The sequence below is a fragment of the Solimonas variicoloris DSM 15731 genome, from assembly GCF_000382285.1.
Lineage (GTDB): Bacteria > Pseudomonadota > Gammaproteobacteria > Nevskiales > Nevskiaceae > Solimonas > Solimonas variicoloris.
Window position 1 is genome coordinate 73836 of the sequence record NZ_KB907929.1, and the last position, 19810, is coordinate 93645.

The window sequence follows — 19810 nt, forward strand, 5'->3', positions numbered from 1 at the left end:
CATGACCGACAGCCTCGAACTTGCGCAAGCCACGCTCCTCGAACCCGCGGAGCTCGACCAGGATCGCGTCGCCGACGTGCTCGGCCGGCTGATGCGGCCCGGCGTCGACAGCGCCGATCTCTACTTCCAGCACGCCGTCACCGAGACCTGGTCGCTGGAGGACAGCCTGATCAAGTCCGGCGCGCACCACGTCGAGCATGGCGTCGGCGTGCGCGCCGTGGCCGGCGACAAGCAGGGCCTCGCGTACTCCGACGATCTGCGCCTCGCCGCGCTCGCCGACGCCGCCGGCACCGCCGGCGCGATCGTGCGCGCCGGCCAGATCGGCGCGGTGCAGGCTTTCGCGCCGCGCGCAGTCAAGCCGCTGTACGCGCCGGTCGATCCGCTCGCCAGCTGGCCGACCGACAAGAAGCTCGAACTGCTGCGCCGCGCCGACGCCGCCGCGCGCGCCGCCGATCCGCGCGTGATCCAGGTGATGTGCTCGCTGGCCGGCAGTTTCGAGACCGTGCTGATCGCCGCCAGCGACGGCACCTGGAGCGCCGACGTGCGCCCGCTGGTGCGCATGGACGTGTCGGTCATCATCGAGCACCAGGGCCGTCGCGAGACCGCGCACGCCGGCGGCGGCGGTCGCGCGCGCTACGCCGAGGTCTTCGACGGCGACATGCCGGAGCGCTACGCGCGCGAGGCGGTGCGCCAGGCGCTGATGCTGCTCGAAGCGGTGCCGGCGCCGGCCGGCACGCTGCCGGTCGTGCTCGGCCCGGGCTGGCCCGGCGTGCTGCTGCACGAGGCGGTCGGCCACGGCCTCGAAGGCGATTTCAACCGCAAGGGCACCTCGGCGTTCTCCGGCCGCATCGGCGAGCAGGTGGTGTCGCCGCTGTGCACGATCGTCGACGACGGCACCCTGCTCAACCGCCGTGGCTCGCTGTCCGTCGACGACGAGGGCACGCCGACGCAGTGCACGACGCTGATCGAGAACGGCGTGCTGAAGAACTACATCCAGGACAAGCTCAACGCGCGCCTGATGAAGATGGCGCCGACCGGCAACGGCCGCCGCGAGTCGTACGCGCAGCTGCCGATGCCGCGCATGACCAATACCTACATGCTGCCCGGCAAGAGCGAGCCGGGCGACATCATCGCCTCGGTGGAGAAGGGCCTGTACGCGGTCAACTTCGGCGGCGGTCAGGTCGACATCACCTCCGGCAACTTCGTGTTCTCGGCGAGCGAGGCCTACCTGATCGAGAACGGCCGCATCACGCGGCCGGTGAAGGGCGCGACGCTGATCGGCAACGGCCCGGAAGCGCTGTCGCGCGTGTCGATGGTCGGCAACGATCTGAAGCTCGATACCGGCGTCGGCGTCTGCGGCAAGGACGGCCAGAGCGTGCCGGTCGGCGTCGGCCAGCCGACGCTCAAGCTCGACGCCATCACCGTCGGCGGCACGCAGACGGCATGAGTGCGGTGCTGCGCGTTTCGAACGATCGCGACGCCCTCGACGTCGAGCTGATTCACGATTTCCTGACGCGGCAGTCGAGCTGGGCGCGCGGCATTGCGCGCGCCACCGTCGAGACCTCGCTGCGTCACTCACTGTGCTTCGGCGGCTATCTCGACGAGGCTGGCGCGGCGCGGCAGGTGGCGTTCGCGCGTGTGATCTCGGACTACGCGACCTTCGCCAATCTGGTCGATGTGTTCGTGCTGCCGGCGTACCGCGGGCGCGGCTACAGCAAGGCGCTGCTGCGCGCGATCGACGCGCATCCGCAGCTGCAGGGCCTGCGCCGCTTCACGCTGGCCACGGCCGACGCGCACGGACTCTACGCGCAGTTCGGTTTCACGGCGCCGCTCAAGCCGCAGACGCTGATGGAGCGCTACGTGCCGGACCTCTATCGCCGAACGCCGGCGGCAGCCGAGTGAGGCGGTGCGGATCGCCGGCGCAGCGCCGGGTTGACGGCGGCGTGCGGCGCATTAAAGTCGGCGCCATGCCCAAGCAAGCCGCCACACTGCACAACGAAGCCTGTGCTCAGGCCTTGTTCGCGCGCGTCGACGGCGGTGTCGGCGCCTGGCGCGAGCGGCGCCTGTTCGGCGGCGTTTGCCTCGACGGGCCGCAAGGCCTGTTCTGCATCGTCTTCGGCGGTCGCCTGTACCTGCGCGTCGACGACGTCACGCGCGCGCGCCACGAGCGCGCCGGCATGACGGCGTTCCAGCCCTACGGCGGCCGCGCGATGCGCGGCTACTACGAAGTGCCGGACGACGTGCTCGCCGACGGCGCGCAGCTGCGGCAATGGATGCAGGCTGCGGCCGAACTGCCGCGTCGCGGGGAGAGCGTCTGATGCCGCGTGCGGAAGGGCGGCTGCGCGTGATCGGCGGACAGTGGCGCTCGCGCGTCGTCGAGTTCGACCCGGCGAGCGGCGTGCGGCCGACGCCGGATCGCGTGCGCCAGACGCTGTTCGACTGGCTGGCCCCGTACATCGACGGCGCGCGCTGCCTCGACCTGTTCGCCGGCAGCGGCGCGCTCGGTATCGAGGCGCTGTCACGCGGCGCGGCCTCGTGCTGCTTCGTCGAACAGGGCCGCAAGCAGGCCGGCGCGATCCGCACCGCGCTGCTGCTGCTGAAGGCACAGCACGCCGAGGTGATCGAACTCGATGCCGAGTTCTACCTGGCGCAGACCTGGCATCGCTTCGATCTCGTTTTCCTCGATCCGCCGTACGGCAAGGGCCTGCTCGAACGCGTGCTGCCGGAGCTGCCGAAGGCGCTGGCGCCGCACAACCGCATCTACCTCGAATGGCCGGCCGGCACGGCGCCGCAGCTGCCGCCGGGCTTCGAGCTGCTGCGGGAAAAGAAGGCCGGTCAGGTATGCTTCGGCCTCGCGACCTATCACCACCCGGCCGAAAAGTAGCTGTCCCGGGTCGCGCGCGACGCGCGCGGTTCGGCTGCACAACACCAAGAACGAGGCAACATGGCGGACATCATCGCGGCGTACAGCGGCACCTTCGATCCGGTCACCTACGGCCACTACGACATCATCAAGCGCGCCGCGAAGATGTTCCCGAAGCTGATCGTCGCGGTCGGCAGCAACATCGCCAAGAATCCGAAGTTCACGCTCGAGGAGCGCATCGCGCTGATCCGCAAGGTGTCGCGCGGTCTGAAGAACGTCGAGGTGCAGGGCTTCTCGGGCCTGGTCGTCGATTTCGCGCGCGAGCACGGCGTGACGGTGCTGGTGCGCGGCGTGCGTACCACCGCCGATTTCGACTACGAGAAGCAGATGGCGGTGATGAACCGCGATCTGTATCCGCAGCTCGACACGGTGTTCTTCAATCCGTCGCCGCAGTACGCGCACCTGTCCTCGTCGCTGGTGCGCGAGCTGGCCGGCCTCGGCGCGCCGGTCGAGAAGCTGGTGCCGGAGGCCGTCATGCCGATCCTCATGGAGCGTTTCGGACGCAAGCCGCCGAACGCGAAGAAGGGCTGAAGGCCGCCGCACGGCGGTTCGGCACGCGCGAGCGGCGCGCTACAATGGCGCCATGGCTCTGAAGATCACGCACGATTGCATCAACTGCGACGTCTGCGAGCCGGTCTGCCCCAATCACGCCATCTCGCAGGGCATCGAGATCTACGAGATCGATCCCGATCTCTGTACCGAGTGCGTCGGCCATTTCGACAAGCCGCAATGCCAGGCGGTCTGCCCGGTCGCCTGCATTCCGCTCGATCCGGATCATGCCGAGACGCCGGAGCAGCTGCTGGCGAAGTACAAGCGGCTGATCACGCTCTAGGTCGCGCGGCCGCGCCAGCCGTTCCTCGCATCGAGCCGCCCAGATGAAAAACCGACTACGTCCGCTGCTCGCCGCGTGTGCGCTGTGTGCCGCCGCGGCGCAGGCCGCGCCGCCGTCGCCGACCCCGCCCGGCTACGCCTGCGCGACCCCGCATCCGCTGGCGACGCAGGCCTGCCTCGAGCAGCTGGCCGCTGGCGACGCTGCTGGCACCGGCCATCCGCCAGGCGCGCGACGGCGTCGCCGTCGACGCGGCGCTGGCGCGCGCGATCGTCGCGCAGACGCCGCAATTGTCGTGGGCGGCGCGCAAGCTGCTGGTGCCGGACGGCCGGCCGCTGGCGGCCGGCGCCGTGCTGCGCCAGCCGGATCTGGCGGCGACGCTGGAGCAGCTCGCGCAGCGCGGCCGCGCCGGCTTCTACGAAGGTCCGGTCGCCGCGCAGCTGCTGAAAGCCGTGCAGGCGACCGGCGGCGTCTGGAGCGGCGAAGATCTCGGCCGCTATGCGGCGGCCGAACGCGAGCCGCTGCTATTCGATTACCGCGGCTATCGCGTGATCACCGCACCGCCGCCTTCGTCCGGCGGCGTCGCGCTCGCGCAACTGCTCGGCCAGCTCGAAATTCTCGGCTGGCGCGACGACGGTTCGGTTGCGTCGCGGCACGCCTGGATCGAAAGCCAGCGGCGCGCCGGCGGCGAGGGCGCTGCGGACCTCGGCGATCCGGACCGGGTGCGTGTGCCGACCGCCGAACGGGTGTCGCGCGCGCAGCTGCGCGCGCTGGCCGGGCGCATCGCCGCGAACCATGCGACGCCGGCGGCGAGCGGTGCCGAAGCGCTGCTGGTGGCGCCCGCTGGCGAAGCGGCCGCGGCGCCGATCGTGGTGCTCGATGCGCAGGGCAACCGGGTGGCGGCGACGCTGTCGCTGGCGCGGCCGTTCGGTTCGGGCTTCGTCGCGCCGGGCACCGGCGTGTTCCTCAACGCGGCGATGGAAGATTTCTCGCCGGCCACCGTCCGTCCGGCCAACGCGCTGTCGCCGCGCAAGCGGCCGCTGTCGCCGCTGGCGCCGGTCTTCGTCGAAGGGCCGCGCGGCCTGCTGGTGCTCGGTGCCGCGGGCGGGCCGCGCGGCGTCGCGACGACCGGCGCGGCGATCAGCGCCTGGACGCGCGGCCTCGATCCGGCGGCGCTGGTCGCCGCACCGCGTCTGGCGCTGGCCGGTGCGCCGCCGCGCGTGCAGTTCGAGGAAGGGGCGCTCGACGCCGCCACGCGCCAGGGACTGACTGCGCTCGGCCATACGCTCGAAGCGGTGCCCGCCTACGGCGAGCTGCAGGTGCTCGGCTGGGACGTGGCGGGCGACACGCTCTCGGCCGCCGCCGATCCGCGCGGCAGCGGTCGCGGCACGGCCGTGCGCACGCGCGCGGCGCCGTAGCGCCGCTGCGCCGCCGCGCGGCGCCTACGCGGCGTGCGCCAGCGCCGGCGTCGGCCGCCTCGGCGCAGCCTCGGCGAGGATTTCGCGCAGGCGCTCGCGGTTGATCGCGACCGGGCGCAGGCGCAGTTCGTCGAGGCGCTCGTCGCGCACCAGCGCGGTAATGCGCGAAAGATGCGCCGTGATCGCTGCGCTGTACGGATCATGGCCGCCGAAATGCGCGGCGAGATAGCGATGCACGCCGCCGAAGTAGCCGTCGAGGCGCTCTTCCCAAAGCTGATGGTTGAAGGCGCAGGTCTTCTCGAGCAGTTCGCGCGCAGTGCGGTAGATCGGCGCCGGGCGCCCCGGCTGCGGCTCGCCGGCGAGCCCGCAGATCGAGAACTCGCGGAACAGGAAGTCGCGGCATTTCTCGAGGTAACAGCGGTCGGCGGTCTGCGCGAGGATGTCGGCGCTGCCGAGCAGGAAACCGAGCCGGCGGTCCTTGGCGTTGCGGACCTGGATTTCGTCGAGCGCGATTTCGTAGCCGGTGAAGTGCACGATCTGCCGCGCCTTGGCGACGTCCTCACCGTAGCCGATGCGCGGCAGCAGCTCGCCGAGGAATTCGCCGCTGCGGCGCACGTGGGTGAGCGTGAACTCGGCGCCGTTGCGGGCGCTGTCGCCGCGGCGGCGGATGTAGCCGGCGTCGTGGAACAGCGCGATCAGCAGGCCGAGCACGGCGCGCCGCGGCCCCAGCTGCTGCGCCGCCGTGACGCTGCGCTCGTGGCCGTCGATGAGACGCGCCATCGCCAGCGCGCAGTCGAGGCTGTGCTGGGCGTCGTGGTACCAGGTGTCGCAGCCGGCGTAGCCGGGCAGGGTGCCGGCGTAGAGCCGGCCGAAGGTCGAGAAGCCCTGGCGCAGCGGCTTGAGGTCGAGGCCCGGATAGCGTCTGCGCAGCAGCGTGCAGACGGCGGCGCAGACATCCTGCGGATGCGAGATCTGCACCGTGTCGGTGACGTCGTAGTGATTGCGCCGCTCTGCCGCCATCGATTCACTCCTTGCGTGAACCGCGTGAAAGCGCCCGATCTTAGGCACTCGCCGGGGCAGCCGGAAGGACCTTGTTCTCAGTCGCCGGCCGGGTTCGGCCAGCGACTGACGGAGGGTCGCGCGCCGCCGCCGGATGGTAGCGGCGGCTCAGGCTTGCAGGCCCAGCTCGACGAGCAGCGGTGCGTGGTCGGACGGCCGTTCGAGGCGGCGCGGCGCCAGGTCGATGCGGGCGGCGCGGGCGCGTGCCGCCAGCGGCGACGACAGCAGCCAGTGGTCAATGCGCAGGCCCTGGTTGCGCGCGAAGGCGCCGGCCCGGTAGTCCCACCAGGTGTAGCCGCCGGGCGCCTGCGGGAACAGGCGGTAGACGTCGTGCAGACCGAGCGCCTGCAGGCGGCGCAGGCCGGCGCGCTCCGGCTCCGAACAGAGGATTTCGCCCTCCCAGGTGTTCGGATCGTGCGTGTCCTCGGGCGCCGGCGCGATGTTGTAGTCGCCGCCGACCGCGAGCAGCGGATAGCGGTCGAGCTCGGCGGCCAGATAGTCGTGCAGCGCTTCCAGGAAGCGCAGCTTGTAGGCGTACTTCTCGCTGCCGAGCGCCTGGCCGTTGACGACATAGACGCTGACGAAGCGAATGCCGCCGATCGTCGCCGCGATCACCCGCTTCTGGTCGTCGCCGAAGCCGTCCATGTCGCGCACCACGTCCTGCGGCTCGCTGCGCGCCAGCAGCGCGACGCCGTTGTAGGTCTTCTGGCCGTTGCTGACCGCGCGATAGCCGGCCTCTGCCAGCGCCGCGTGCGGAAAAGCCTCGTCGACCAGCTTGAGCTCCTGCAGCGCCACCACGTCGACCGGCCCGCTGCTCTCCTGCGCCTTCAGCCAGTCGAGCAGATGCGGCAGGCGGACGTTGAGCGAGTTGACGTTCCAGGTGGCGATCTTCATCGGGCGGCGCGGCGCAGGGAGGGCTCGCCATTCTAGAGGCTCGGGCCGCGCGCCGACGGCGCCGCCCGCTGTCCCGCCGCCGTCATCGGGCGCCGGCATGCTGGACGGGCCCGGGCAGTACGGTGACGCTATGGGCGTAAGCAAGGTCCGAGGGGACTTCTCCATGAATCGTGTCCGCATCGCCGCGCTGGCGGCGCTCGCGGTGTGGTCCGGCGCGCCGGCGTTCGCCGCCGCACCGCCGCCGAAGCTGATCGTCGCCATCTCGATCGATCAGTTCTCGGCCAACTTGTTCGAGCAGTACCGCAGCCAGTTCCGCGGCGGGCTCGCGCGTCTGGCCGGCGAGGGCGTGGTGTTCCCGAACGGCTACCAGAGCCACGCCGCGACCGAGACCTGCCCGGGCCACTCGACGTTGCTGACGGGCCGGCATCCGGCCGCGACCGGCATCGTCGCCAACACCTGGTTCGCGCCCGACGGGCAGAAGATCTACTGCGTGCAGGACGACGCCAACACGGTACCGGGCCGCGAGCAGGGTCGCGGGCCGGCGCACTTGCGCGGGTCGACGCTCGGCGAATGGCTGCACGCCGCCGATCCGGCGTCGCGCACGGTCGCCGTGTCCGGCAAGGACCGCGCCGCGATCATGATGTCCGGCCACGATCCGGCCGCCATCTACTGGTGGGACGACGAGCGCGGCTTCAACACCTACGTCGGCCCCGGCCAGACCGCCGCCGCGCGCCTGCGGCCGGTGGTCGCGTTCAATGCCGAGATCGAGCGGCGCTGGGCCAAGGCCCCGCCGCAGTGGCGGCCGACGACGCGGCGCTGCGCCGCCCTCGACGGCGCGCGGACCTACGGCAGCTTGCGGCTCGATCATCGCGTACCGCCGCCGCTGCCGCGCGATGGCGCACGGCCGCTGCGCGCGGACCCCGGCTTCCAGCGCTGGCTGCGCGCGTCGCCGGAGCTCGATCGCCTCACGCTGGCGCTGGCCGAACACCTCGTCGACGAGTTCGCGCTCGGCGCACGCGGTGCGACCGACCTGCTCGCCGTCAGCCTCAGCGCGACCGATTACGTCGGCCATCGCTACGGCAATCAGGGTCCGGAGATGTGCGAGCAGCTCGCGCAGCTCGATGCGATGCTCGGCGATTTCCTGGCGCGCCTCGATCGTCGCGGCCTGCCGTATCTGGTCGTGCTCAGCGCCGACCACGGCGCGATGGATGCCGCCGAGCGCGTCGCCGAACGTGGCGTCCCGGCGCAGCGCCTGTCCGGCGGCAAGGCCTGGCTCGCGCAGCTCAACGAGCGCATCCGCGGCGAACTCGGGCTCGCCTACGCGCCGCTGTTCGGCGACGAGCAGGCGCTGTATGTCTCGGCCCGGGCCGACGCCGCGCAGCGCGCAAAGATCGTCGCGGCGGCGCGGGCGGCGCTCGCTGGCACGCCGCAGCTGGTTGCCGCGTACACCAAGGACGAGGCGCTGGACGCGAAGATCCCGCGCGAGCGGCCGGCTGACGAGCTGAGCCTGCTCGAACGCATCGCCGAGAGCACCGACGCGCAGCGCTCCGGCGATCTGCAGCTGATCTGGCAGCCCTACATCTCGTACGGCCAGCCGGAGCAGCCGGGCGATACGATCGCCGGCCACGGCTCGCCGTGGAACTACGACCGGCGCGTGCCGATCATTTTCTGGTGGCCGGGCGCGCGCGGCTTCGAGCAGTCGCTGCCGATCGCGACCGTCGATATCGCGCCGACGCTCGCCGCCGTGGTCGGCGTCGCCACGCCGGCCGTCGACGGCGTCTGCCGCGATCTCGATCGCGGCGCCGCGTTGACCTGCGTGCTGTCGAACAACGCGCCGCCGGCGCGTACGCCGTACGGCGCGACGAGGCTCTGCGTGGCGCCGTCACCGACCAGCGTGCCGCCGGTGCGCTAGGCGCGGCGGGCCGGCCGGGCGGCGGATCGCTGCAAGTCTGCCGTCGCCCCGGCGCGTTCGCCGCCGGGCCGCGTGGCGCCAGGCCTCAGGCGGTTTCGCCGAGGCCGTTGTGGCGCAGCAGTGCGTCGATGCTCGGCTTGCGGCCGCGGAATTCGACGAACAGGTCCATCGCGTCCTTCGAGCCGCCCTGGGCCAGGATGGTGTCGCGGAAGCGGTAGCCGATCTCCGGCGAGAACTCGCTTTCCTCGAAGGCCGCGAAGGCGTCGGCCGACAGCACTTCGGCCCACTTGTAGCTGTAGTAGCCGGCTGCGTAGCCGCCCGCGAAGATGTGCGAGAAGCTCCACGGCATGCGGTTGAAGGCCGGCGGCTTCATCACCGCCACTTCGTCGCGCACGCGGTCGAGCAGTTCCAGCACGCGCGCGCCGTGCTCGGACTTGCGGGCCGGATCGAAGTCGCGATGCAGGCGCAGATCGAACAGCGCGAATTCGAGCTGGCGCACGGTGCCCAGGCCGGCATGGAAACTGCGCGACTGGCGCAGCTTGCCGAGCAGTTCCTCGGGCATCGGCGCGCCGCTCTGCCAGTGACGCGCGAAGTGCTTCAGCGTCGCCGCGTCGTAGCACCAGTTCTCCATGAACTGGCTCGGCAGTTCGACCGCGTCCCAGGCGACGCCGTGAATGCCGGCGACCGAGGCTTCGTCGACGCGCGTCAGCAGGTGGTGCAGGCCGTGGCCGAACTCGTGGAACAGCGTGACGACTTCGTCGTGCGTCAGCAGCGCCGGCTGGCCGGGCAGCGGCGGCGTGAAATTGCAGGTCAGGTAGGCGACCGGCTGCTGCACGCCGCCGGGGGTACGGCGGCGGTTGATGCACTCGTCCATCCACGCGCCCGAACGCTTCTCGGCGCGCGCGTACGGATCGAGATAGAACAGGCCGAACGGCACGCCGTCGCCGTCCTTGAGCACGTAGGTGCTGACGTCGGCATGCCAGGTGGCGATGCCGTCGACCTTGTCGATGCCGATGCCGTAGAGGCGCTGCACGACGTCGAACATGCCGCGCACGACGCGATCGAACGCGAAGTACGGCCGCAGTTCCTCGTCGGACAGGCCGAGCTTCTGCTCCTTGAGCTTCTCGCTGTAGTAGGCCGCGTCCCAGGGCGCGAAGTCATCGAGGCCGTCGCGTTCGCGAGCGAACGCGCGCAGCTCGTCGAGATCGGCCTGCGCGCGCGGCTTGGCGCGCTGCGCGAGGTCGACGAGGAAGCGTTCGACCTCGTCCGGTGATTCGGCCATCTTGGTCGCCAGCGACAGCTCGGCGTAGTTGGCGTAGCCGAGCAGCCGCGCCAGCTCGTGGCGCAGGGCGAGGATTTCCTCCATCAGCGCGCCGTTGTCGAACTGGCCGGCCTGCGGGCCGTGGTCCGAGGCGCGCGTGGCGAAGGCTTCGTACAGCTCGCGGCGCAGCTCGCGGTGGTCGGCGTAGCTGATGACGGCGTCGTAGCTCGGGAAATCCAGCGTCAGCCAGTAACCCTTCAAGCCCTTGGCTTCGGCGCGCGCGCGCGCCGCCTGCTTGGCGGCGTCGGTCATGCCGGCCAGCAGCGCCTCGTCCTCGACGTGCTTGCCCCAGGCCTGGATCGCGTCCATGAGGTTTTCTTCGAACTTCGTCTGCAGTTCCGACAGGCGCAGCGAAATGTCCTTGTAGCGCGCCTTCTCGGCGGCCGGCAGGGCGATGCCGGACAGGCGGAAGTCGCGCAGCGCGTCGGCGATCACCTTGCGGCGCACGGCGCCGTAGCGCTGGTATTCGGCGGACGCGGCGAGCGCCTCGTAGGCGCGAAACAGCGGCTCGGACTGCGAGACCTCGACGCTGTACTCGGTGAGTTTCGGCAGACAGGCGTTGTAGGCGCGGCGCCAGTCGGCGGTCGAGACGACGCTGAACAGGTGCGAGACCGGACCCCAGGCGCGCTGGATGCGGTCGCTCATGTCCTCGAGCGGCTCGATCAGCGTGTCCCAGGTCGGCGCCTCGTTGCGGGCGAGCAGCTGTTCGAGCTCGGCGCGATTGCGGGCCAGTACCTCGTCGAGGGCCGGTTCGGCGTGTTCGGGGCGAATGGCGTCGAAGGCCGGCAGCGGCTGGGCGAGCGCGTCGAGAAGTAGCGGGTTTTGCATGGCGGACCGGTACAGCGGAAGGGATCGTTATTCTGGGGACGGTCCGGCCCGTTTTCGAGGACCGTTCGTTCAGGATGGCCGGAACGGCCGGTTTTGCGGCGTTTTTTGGCGCTTATCCACAGGCGGCCGCGGGGCCGGCGTCAGGCGCCGCGCAGGCCGAGCAGCCCGCTCAGGGCGCCGCCGGCGGCCAGGCCCAGCGCCAGCAGCGCCAGCCCCTGCGCGCGCAGCCGCCGTGCCAGCACGTGTTCGTCCAGCGTCGAGAGGATGAAATCGCGGCCGTCCGGCGGCACGGCCAGCACGTGCAGCTCGGGGTGCAGGCTCTGCTCGAGGTGCTCGGCGCGCACCTGCTGCTGCGCGGCGCGGCGCGCCTGTTCCCATTCGGCGAAATCGACCTCGCCGTCGCCGTTGGCGTCGAAGCGGCGCAGCAGCTCGTGGCGGTCGGTTTTCCAGACGCGCAGCAGGTCGCGGACCTCGGCGGCTTCGTCGTATTGCTGCGCCGCCGACTGCGTGCGGAACCAGCCGTGCACGTACAGCGGATCGCCGATGCCGATCAGCTGCTCGCTGTAGCGGTAGTTGCCGCTGGTGAGCCACGGCGTGCGCGCCGGGATGCGCGCCGGCCGCCGCGAGTCGCCCTGCCAGCGCCGCGACAGGCTCGGCCAGGCGCGCGCGCGATGCGGATCGACGATGCACTCGCCGCTGTCGTCGGCGAGCAGGAACAGCTCCTCCGAGCTGGCCTGCTCGATCACTTCCCAGTCGCTGCTGTGCCCGCTGCTGTCGTCCTCGGTGCGGCGGTATTCGATCCGGTAGCGCCACCACGCGCAGCGCACGCCGGACAGCGGCGAGACGATATCGGGGCCGGGCAGCAGCCGCGCGTAGCCGCGCAGCTCGACGTAGCCCTGCGCCGCCGAGCGGATGCGCGAGGTCGGCGTGTCTTCGAGGTGGCGGGCGCGACGCAGCCGCCGGAAGCCGCTCAGGAACGCCCCCGCCGAGAGCAGCGCCAGCAGCGTGCACATCAGCCAGAACGGCGCCGGCGGGGTGGCCGCCAGCTCACGGCCGAGTTCGAGCAGGGGCACCGCGGCGGCTAGTTGCGGAACAGCGCGCGCAGATCGACGTCGCGGGTTTCGTCGGCGCTGAACTGCAGCAGCTCGGCCGGCTTGAAGCCGAACAGACGGGCGACCAGCACGTCCGGGAACTGCTCGATGCGCACGTTGTTGAGATTGACGGCCTCGTTGTAGAACTCGCGGCGGTCGGCGATCGCGTTCTCGAGGCCGGTGATGCGGCCGAGCAGCTGCTGGATCGACTGGTTGGCTTTCAGTTCCGGATAGGCCTCGACGGTCGCCACCACGGTGCCGAGGCCGCCGCGCAGCAGGCTCTCCGCCTGGCCGACGCCCTTGACGTCGCCGGCCTCGCGCGCCTTCTGCGAGCCGGCGCGCGCCGCCATGATCTGCTCGAGCGCGGTCTTCTCGAACTGCATGTACTGGCGGCAGGTCTCGACCAGCTTCGGCAGCTCGTCGTGGCGCTGCTTGAGCAACACGTCGATGTTGCTCCAGGCCTTGCCGATGGCGTGCTTGAGGTTGACCAGGCCGTTGTAGACGATGATCGCGTAGGCGACCACCGCCAGGCCCGCGGCGAGCCAGATGAACGCAGTCAGCATGTTCCCCCCACAGGAAGCGTGACTTGAAAGTGGTGCAGCGAATCGGGAGCGCACGTTACCATACGGACGAATCGTGACATCGATCGAAAACCCCATGCTGCGAATCCTCGTGATGCTGTTGCTCGGCGCCGCCTCGCTGGCCGGGCTTGCCGGCTGTACCGGCCAGGAAGTCCTCAACGACATGACGACCCGGCGCGGCTATACGCTGACCGCCGACGTCCCGTACGACCGCACCAACAATCTGACGCTCGACGTCTACATGCCCGATAGCGCGCAGAACGCGCCGGTCGTGGTGTTCTTCTACGGGCGTCGCTGGCAGCAGGGCGACAAGTCCGACTACAAGTTCGTCGGCCAGGCGCTGGCCTCGCGCGGCTTCGTCGCGGTGGTTCCGAACGTGCGCCTGTATCCGCGCGTGCGCTTCCCGGACTTCGTCGAGGACGGCGCGCGGGCCGTGAAGTGGGCGCGCGACAACGCCGCGCACTACGGCGGGCGCAGCGACAAGCTGTTCGTCATGGGCCACAACTCCGGCGGCCACATTGCGGCGATGCTGGCGCTCAACGAGGAATATCTGAAGGGCGTCGGCGGCTCGCGCAGCTGGCTGCGCGGCATGGTCGGTCTCGCCGGGCTCTACAACTTCATGCCGATCACCGCGCCGGACCTGCGCGACCTGTTCGGTCCGGTCGACCGCTTCCCGTACACGCAGCCGATCTTCTTCGTCGATGGCAGCAACCCGCCGCTGTTCCTCGTGCACGGCGAGGACGACCAGATCGTCGACGTCGCCAACACCCGCACGCTGGCGCAGGCGGTGACCAAGGCGGGCGGTCCGGTCGAGACGCTGATCTATCCGAAGATGTCGCACGACCTCATCATCAGCTCGTTCGCGTCGCTGCTGCGCGGCCGCTCCGACGTGCTCGACCAGGTCGAGGATTTCATCCGGCGCAAGTCCGCCGGCCAGCCGACGCCGCAGGCCGGCAGTCTCAAGGCCGCGCCGCTGCAGCCGGACGCGGCGCCCGACACGCAGGGCGTGCCGTACTCGGATTCGATCGAAGCGGCGCCGCCGGTGCCGCTGCGGTGAGCGGGCGATGATCCGCCGCTACGGCGGTCTGGCGCCGACGCTCGGCGCGCGCGTCTACGTCGACGAGCAGGCCGCGGTGATCGGCGACGTCACGCTCGGCGACGACGTCTCGGTCTGGCCCTTCGTCGCCGCGCGCGGCGACGTCAACCGCATCGTCGTCGGCGCCCGCTCCAATATCCAGGACAACAGCGTCCTGCACGTCACGCACGACGGCCCGTATTCGCCGGGCGGCGTGATGCTGACGATCGGCGAGGACGTCACCGTCGGTCACGGCGTGATCCTGCACGCCTGCACGATCGGCGACCGCTGCCTGATCGGCATGGGCGCGATCGTCATGGACCGCGTCGTCGTCGAGTCCGAGGTGCTGATCGCCGCCGGCAGCATGGTGCCGCCGGGCAAGCTGCTGCAGTCCGGCTGGCTGTACCGCGGCGCGCCGGCGCAGCCTGCGCGCGCGCTGACGCCCGAGGAGCGCGCCCACTTCCGCTATTCGGCCGAGCACTACGTGCGGCTCAAGAACCGCTATCTCGAAGCCGGCTAAGGCCGGCGCGCCGCTCGCGTCGCTCGCCGCATTCCTCACAGCATCGCCCCCGTTCGGCGCTAAAATTGCCGGATCGCGGCGGAGGGTCTTCGCCGCGAAGACGAGCCCTGCCGTCCGGCGGGGTTCGCGCTTTCCGGCCGCAGAAGCCGGAAGCCGAGAGCCTGGATTGATCGCCACCTGTAGCTGCCGCGCGTGGCGCGGCGTTTGGAGCCTGATGTGACCCGTAAACTCGTGCTGCTGCGCCACGGCCAGAGCCAGTGGAACCTCGACAACCGCTTCACCGGCTGGGTCGATGTCGATATCACCGAGGCCGGCCGCCAGGAAGCCGCCGCCGCCGGCCGGCTGATGCGCGAGGAGGGCCTGCTGTTCGACGTCGCCCACACCTCGGTGCTCAAGCGCGCGATCCGTACGCTCTACACCGCGCTCGACGAAATGGACCAGATGTGGATCCCGGTCGACAAGACCTGGCGCCTCAACGAGCGTCACTACGGCGCCCTGCAGGGTCTCGACAAGGCCGAGACCGCCGCCCAGCACGGCGAGGCGCAGGTCAAGATCTGGCGCCGCTCGTACGACATTCCGCCGCCGCCGATGGCCGACAATGACGGCGGCCACCCGAAGTTCGACCGCCGCTACGCCAAGCTCGACGAGCACGTGCTGCCGGCCACCGAGTCGCTGAAGACCACGCTCGAGCGCGTGCTGCCGTACTGGCACGACGCCATCGCCCCGCAGCTCAAGAGCGGCCAGACGGTGCTGGTCACCGCGCACGGCAACTCGCTGCGCGCGCTCTACAAGTACCTCAACAACGTCTCCGACCACGACATCCTCGAGCTGAACATCCCGACCGGCATTCCGCTGCTGTTCGAACTGCACGAGGACCTGCGCGTGAAGTCCTACCGCTACCTCGGCGATCCGGAAGCGGCGAAGAAGGCGGCCGAGGCGGTCGCCAACCAGGGCAAGACGCGCAGCTGAGCGTCGCGCTCGCGCCGTGTGGCAAGCCAGGACCGGGCCTCGTGCCCGGTCTTTTGGTTTCGGCGGCCGGCCACGAAGTTGCCGCGTCATGCGTCATGCGTCACCGCGGCATACGGCATCGCGTCATACGCATCGCGGCGCCGGGCCGCGCGCCGGCCGGCGCGAGGGGATGCGCACGCACGCGCTGGATCGGGTGCGGCGGGCAGGGCTATGATCGGGCCAGTCGCGGCTCCGGGGATGCGTTGTGCTGAAACGGCGAGTGATCGTGGCGGGCGGGGTGATCGTCGTGGTCGCGGGCGCGGCGCTCGCGCTGGCCTGGCGCCCGGCGCTCGCACCGATCGCGCCGCCGCCGGCCGCCTCGTTCGCCGCGCAGCAGATCGCCCGCGGCGCGGTGCTCGCCGGCGCCGGCTACTGCGCGACCTGCCATACCGCCAAGGGCGGCCAGCCCTACGCCGGCGGCTACGCGATGGAGACGCCGTTCGGCGTCATCCATTCGACCAACATCACGCCGGACGTCGCGACCGGCATCGGCGCCTGGTCCCAGGCCGCGTTCAACCGGGCGATGCGCGAGGGCGTGGCGCGCGACGGTTCGCACCTGTTCCCGGCGTTTCCGTACGAGCACTTCAGCCGGCTCAGCGACGACGACCTTGTCGCGCTGTATGCGTACTTCATGACGCGTCCGCCGGTGCAGGCCGAGGCGCCGCGCAATACGCTGCCGTTCCCGCTCAACGTGCGCCTGCTGCAGGCCGGCTGGAAGCTGCTGTTCTTCCGTCCGCAGCGCGATGAGCCGCGCGCCGACCGCTCGGCGGAATGGAATCGCGGCGCCTATCTCGCCGAAGGTCTCGCGCACTGCGGCGCCTGCCATACGCCGCGCAACGCGCTCGGCGCCGAGCGGCGCGCGCAGGCCTATGCCGGCGCCGAGATCGACCACTGGATCGCGCCGCCGCTCGATGCCGCGAATCCGTCGCCGGTCGCCTGGGACGTCGATGAGCTCGTCGCCTATCTGTCGACCGGCGTGACCCGCTATCACGGCACCGTCGCCGGGCCGATGGCCGCGGTCACGCGCGGCATTGCGCAGCTGCCGGCCGAGGACATTCGCGCGATCGCCGTCTACTTCGCCGATCTCGCCGGCGCCGCGGCGCGCGCCGATGCGACGCCGGCGGCGGTCGCCACCGCGCTCGCGCGCGGCGCCGCCGGCAGCGGCCGCAGCGACGACGCGGCCGAGCCGCTCTACGCCGCCGCCTGCGCGTCCTGCCACTACAACGGCGCCGACGGCGTGAACCCGCTGCGGCCGGAGCTGGCGCTCGGCAGCGCCGTGCACCTCGACGATCCGACCAATCTGATTCAGGTGATCCTGTTCGGCCTCGACGCGCTCGACGGCGCGCCGGGCGTGGTGATGCCGGCATTCGGGCGCGGCCTGTCCGATGCCGACGTCGCGCGTCTCGCGGCGTATCTGCGGGCGACGCGCAGCGATCGGCCGCCGTGGCCGGATCTCGACAAGAAGGTCGCGCAGGTGCGCGCCACCGGCGCTAGCGCCGAATAGCGGCAGCAGGCTCTGTCAGGAAGAACGCGATGACGATCCGCTTCACCATCAACGGACGCGCGGCGACGAGCGAGGCGGAAGGCGATACGCCGCTGCTCTGGATCATCCGCGACGACCTCGGCCTGACCGGCACCAAGTACGGCTGCGGCATCGGCATGTGCGGCGCCTGTACCGTGCACGTCGGCGGCCGCGCGACGCGCGCCTGCATCACGCCGCTGGCGGCGGTCGACGGCGCCGCGGTGACGACGATCGAGGGCCTCGATCCGCAGGCCGCGCATCCGCTGCAGCGGGCCTGGCGCGAGCTGCAGGTGCCGCAGTGCGGCTACTGCCAGTCCGGCCAGATCATGCAGGCGGTGGCGCTGCTCCAGGATTTTCCGCAGCCAACCGATGCCGACATCGACGCGGTGATGGCCGGCTGCCTGTGCCGCTGCATGACCTACGTCCGCATCCGCGAGGCGATCAAGAAAGCCGCCGCGGCGATGGCGCCCGCGGCCGCGCCGGGAGCCTCGTCATGAGCCGCGTGCAGGCGCTCGCCGAAGCCGGCCATCCGCTGTCGCGGCGCGGCTTCCTGGTTGCCGCGGCGGGCAGCGCGCTCGCCTTCGGCTTCACGCGGCTGGCCGGCGCGGCGATGGATCCGGCCATGCCCGGCAACACGCCGGCCGCGGCGCTCGGCCCCGAGTTCGCGCCCGGGCTGTGGTTCTCGATCGACAGCGAAGGCACCGTCAGCGTCAACATCATTCGCGCCGAGATGGGCCAGCACGTCGGCACCGCGCTGGCGCGCATCCTCGCCGACGAGCTCGAGGCCGATTGGGAACGGGTGCGCGTGATTTACGTCGACACCGATCCGAAGTGGGGCCTGATGGTGACCGGCGGCAGCTGGTCGGTGTGGCAGACGTTCCCGGTCTTCAGTCGCGCCGGCGCTGCCGGACGCCTCGCCCTGATCGAGGCCGGCGCCAGACTGCTCGGCGTGTCGCCGGCACAGTGCACGGCGCGCGCCGGCAAGGTCAGCGCCGGCAGCCGCTCGATCACCTACGGCGAGATCGCGCGGCGCGGCGGCCCGGCGCGCCGCTTCAGCGCCGAGGAACTCGATCGCCTGCCGCTCAAGCCGGTTTCCGAGCGACGGCTGATCGGGCGGCCGACGCAGGCGCTCGACATCGCGCGCAAGGTCGACGGCAGCGGCCTGTACGGCATCGACGCCAAGGTGCCCGGCATGGTCTACGCGCGGCCGAAGCTGCCGCCGACGCGCAACGGCGCGAAAGTCGTGTCGATCGACGATCATGCCGCGCGCGCGATCAAGGGCTACCGGCAGTGCCTCGCGCTCGACGATCCGTCGGAGACGGTGACGGGCTGGGTGCTGGTGATCGCCGACAGCTATCCGGCGGCGCTGCGCGCGTCGCGGCTCGTGCAGGTGCAGTGGACGGCCGGGCCGGGCGCCGATGTCTCGGAGCCGCAGCTGCAGGATCACGCGCGGGCGCTGATCGATCGCGCCGACGCCGGCGTACGGCTCGACGTCGGCAGCGAGGATCCCGCGCCGCTGTTCCAGTCCGCCGCCAGCATCGTCGAGCAGACCTACACGACCGCGACCGTGCTGCACTTCCAGCTCGAACCGGTCAACGCGCTGGCCTTCGAGAAGGACGGCGTGATGGAAATCCACACCGGCAACCAGTGGCAGTCGCTGATCCTGCCGACGCTGGCCAAGGCGCTGGGCCGTGCCGAGACCAGCATCGTGCTGCGCACCTATCTGCTCGGCGGCGGCTTCGGCCGGCGTCTGAACGGCGATTACGCGGTGCCGGCGGCGCTGGCCGCCAAGGCGCTCGGCGTGCCGGTCAAGCTGGTGCTGACGCGCGAGGACGACTGCCATTTCGATTCGGTGCGCTCGCCGTCGGTGCAGCGCCTGCGCATGGCGTTCGGGGCCGACGGCGAGGTGCAGGCCATGGAGCACCACGCCTGCGCCGGCTGGCCGACGCAGGTGATGGCCGGCGCGCTGCTGGCCAAGGGCCTCGACGACGGCCGCTACGACCCGTTCGCGATCGCCGGCGCCGACCACTGGTACGACGTCGGTCGCCAGCTGGTGCGCGCGATTCCCAACGATCTGGCCAACCGCAGTTTCCGTCCGGGCTGGCTGCGCTCGGTCGGTCCGGGCTGGACCAACTGGGCCCTCGAAAGCTTCATGGACGAAGCCGCGCATCATGTGCGGCAGGACCCGCTGGCGTTCCGCCTCCAGCGGCTCAGCGGCAAGGGCCGCAACGCCGGCAGCGCGCCCAGTGCGGTCGGCGGTGCGCTGCGCCAGGCCGAAGTCCTGCGCCGCGCCGCGCAGCGCGCCGGCTGGGGTAGCGCGCTGCCGAAGGACAGCGGCCTGGGCATCGGCACCAGCTTCGGCCAGGAGCGCGACATGCCGACCTGGGGCGCCTGCGTCGCGCGCGTGCGCGTCGATCGCGCCAGCGGCAAGGTCACGGTCGAGAAGCTGACGATCGTGGTCGACGCCGGCACCATCGTCGATCCGGACGGCGCGCTGGCACAGACGCAGGGCGCCGCGCTGTGGGGCCTGAGCATGGCCCTGCACGAAGGCACCGAGTTCGTGAACGGGCAGGTGCGCGACGTGAACCTCAACACCTATACGCCGCTGCGCATCAACCAGGTGCCGGAACTGGACATCAGCTTCGTCGACAGCGCCGAGGTGCCGGTCGGACTCGGCGAGCCGGCGACGACGATCGTCGCCCCGGCGATCGCCAACGCCATCTTCGCGGCCGTCGGCGTGCGCGTGCGCGATCTGCCGATCACCGCGGCGGCGGTGCGCGCGGCGCTGGCGACGTAGGGCGGCGATCAGGCCAAAAAAGAAGCCGGGCG

General features: G+C 71.2%; 19 protein-coding genes. 14 read left to right on the top strand and 5 right to left on the bottom strand.

From position 1 onward, the window contains the following. Position 1 precedes the first annotated feature (1 nt). The 7 genes from tldD (at position 2) to H149_RS20205 (ending at position 5170) form a co-directional block, all read left to right on the top strand. Positions 2–1447: a metalloprotease TldD gene (tldD, locus tag H149_RS0108015; protein WP_026352981.1), complete on the top strand. Its 1446-nt coding sequence runs from the start codon at positions 2–4 to the stop codon at positions 1445–1447. After that, entirely contained in the window at positions 1444–1902 is a 459-nt protein-coding gene (locus H149_RS0108020; protein ID WP_020649230.1) for a GNAT family N-acetyltransferase, read from the top strand. Before tldD ends, H149_RS0108020 begins: the two co-directional genes overlap by 4 nt. Before the next feature lie 65 nt (positions 1903–1967). Beyond that, positions 1968–2318: a TfoX/Sxy family protein gene (locus H149_RS20195; RefSeq protein ID WP_020649231.1), complete on the top strand. Its 351-nt coding sequence runs from the start codon at positions 1968–1970 to the stop codon at positions 2316–2318. Further along, complete coding sequence (rsmD, locus tag H149_RS20200) at positions 2318–2884, top strand: 16S rRNA (guanine(966)-N(2))-methyltransferase RsmD (RefSeq protein ID WP_020649232.1); 567 nt, start codon at positions 2318–2320, stop codon at positions 2882–2884. The genes H149_RS20195 and rsmD overlap by 1 nt, the downstream gene beginning before the upstream one ends. A gap of 60 nt (positions 2885–2944) precedes the next feature. Beyond that, complete coding sequence (coaD, locus tag H149_RS0108035; protein WP_020649233.1) at positions 2945–3454, top strand: pantetheine-phosphate adenylyltransferase; 510 nt, start codon at positions 2945–2947, stop codon at positions 3452–3454. 52 nt (positions 3455–3506) lie between these two features. Beyond that, positions 3507–3755, top strand: coding sequence for a YfhL family 4Fe-4S dicluster ferredoxin (locus H149_RS0108040; protein ID WP_020649234.1), 249 nt, complete (start codon positions 3507–3509; stop codon positions 3753–3755). Between the two features lie 86 nt (positions 3756–3841). After that, complete coding sequence (locus H149_RS20205) at positions 3842–5170, top strand: gamma-glutamyltransferase (RefSeq protein WP_051101822.1); 1329 nt, start codon at positions 3842–3844, stop codon at positions 5168–5170. 24 nt (positions 5171–5194) lie between these two features. Here the strand turns inward: H149_RS20205 and H149_RS20210 are convergent, their stop codons facing one another. Together H149_RS20210 and xth are read right to left on the bottom strand one after the other, a co-directional pair. After that, positions 5195–6190, bottom strand: coding sequence for a hypothetical protein (locus H149_RS20210; RefSeq protein ID WP_020649235.1), 996 nt, complete (start codon positions 6188–6190; stop codon positions 5195–5197). A 147-nt stretch (positions 6191–6337) separates the two neighbouring features. Further along, positions 6338–7123, bottom strand: a complete 786-nt coding sequence (xth, locus tag H149_RS0108055) for an exodeoxyribonuclease III (RefSeq protein ID WP_020649236.1) — start codon at positions 7121–7123, stop codon at positions 6338–6340. A gap of 163 nt (positions 7124–7286) precedes the next feature. On the opposite strand from xth, the gene H149_RS20215 reads away from it, so the two are divergent. Next, entirely contained in the window at positions 7287–9035 is a 1749-nt protein-coding gene (locus H149_RS20215; protein ID WP_020649237.1) for an alkaline phosphatase family protein, read from the top strand. 85 nt (positions 9036–9120) lie between these two features. Here H149_RS20215 and H149_RS0108065 read toward each other — a convergent pair whose 3' ends face one another. From H149_RS0108065 to H149_RS0108075, 3 genes are all read right to left on the bottom strand, one after another. Beyond that, on the bottom strand, positions 9121–11184 hold the full coding sequence (locus tag H149_RS0108065; protein WP_020649238.1) for a M3 family metallopeptidase: 2064 nt from the start codon (positions 11182–11184) through the stop codon (positions 9121–9123). 140 nt (positions 11185–11324) lie between these two features. Beyond that, positions 11325–12257 carry a GIDE domain-containing protein gene (locus tag H149_RS20220; protein WP_020649239.1) on the bottom strand — a complete coding sequence of 311 codons (933 nt, stop codon included), beginning with the start codon at positions 12255–12257 and terminating at the stop codon, positions 11325–11327. An 8-nt stretch (positions 12258–12265) separates the two neighbouring features. After that, complete coding sequence (locus H149_RS0108075) at positions 12266–12838, bottom strand: LemA family protein (protein WP_020649240.1); 573 nt, start codon at positions 12836–12838, stop codon at positions 12266–12268. A 94-nt stretch (positions 12839–12932) separates the two neighbouring features. Here H149_RS0108075 and H149_RS20225 point away from each other — a divergent pair, with 94 nt between their 5' ends. The 6 genes from H149_RS20225 to H149_RS0108105 all read left to right on the top strand — a co-directional run bounded on the left by H149_RS20225 (position 12933) and on the right by H149_RS0108105 (position 19778). Continuing rightward, positions 12933–13913 carry an alpha/beta hydrolase gene (locus tag H149_RS20225; RefSeq protein ID WP_020649241.1) on the top strand — a complete coding sequence of 327 codons (981 nt, stop codon included), beginning with the start codon at positions 12933–12935 and terminating at the stop codon, positions 13911–13913. A 7-nt stretch (positions 13914–13920) separates the two neighbouring features. Further along, positions 13921–14451 carry a gamma carbonic anhydrase family protein gene (locus H149_RS0108085; RefSeq protein WP_020649242.1) on the top strand — a complete coding sequence of 177 codons (531 nt, stop codon included), beginning with the start codon at positions 13921–13923 and terminating at the stop codon, positions 14449–14451. 216 nt (positions 14452–14667) lie between these two features. Continuing rightward, positions 14668–15420 carry a 2,3-diphosphoglycerate-dependent phosphoglycerate mutase gene (gpmA, locus tag H149_RS0108090; RefSeq protein WP_026352983.1) on the top strand — a complete coding sequence of 251 codons (753 nt, stop codon included), beginning with the start codon at positions 14668–14670 and terminating at the stop codon, positions 15418–15420. Between the two features lie 244 nt (positions 15421–15664). Then, on the top strand, positions 15665–16963 hold the full coding sequence (locus H149_RS0108095) for a cytochrome c (RefSeq protein WP_026352984.1): 1299 nt from the start codon (positions 15665–15667) through the stop codon (positions 16961–16963). Positions 16964–16992: 29 nt separating this feature from the next. Further along, positions 16993–17478 (top strand): (2Fe-2S)-binding protein, encoded by a 486-nt coding sequence (locus tag H149_RS0108100; protein WP_020649245.1) that lies wholly within the window; start codon positions 16993–16995, stop codon positions 17476–17478. Further along, positions 17475–19778, top strand: a complete 2304-nt coding sequence (locus H149_RS0108105; protein ID WP_020649246.1) for a xanthine dehydrogenase family protein molybdopterin-binding subunit — start codon at positions 17475–17477, stop codon at positions 19776–19778. The genes H149_RS0108100 and H149_RS0108105 overlap by 4 nt, the downstream gene beginning before the upstream one ends. Positions 19779–19810: the final 32 nt, after the last annotated feature.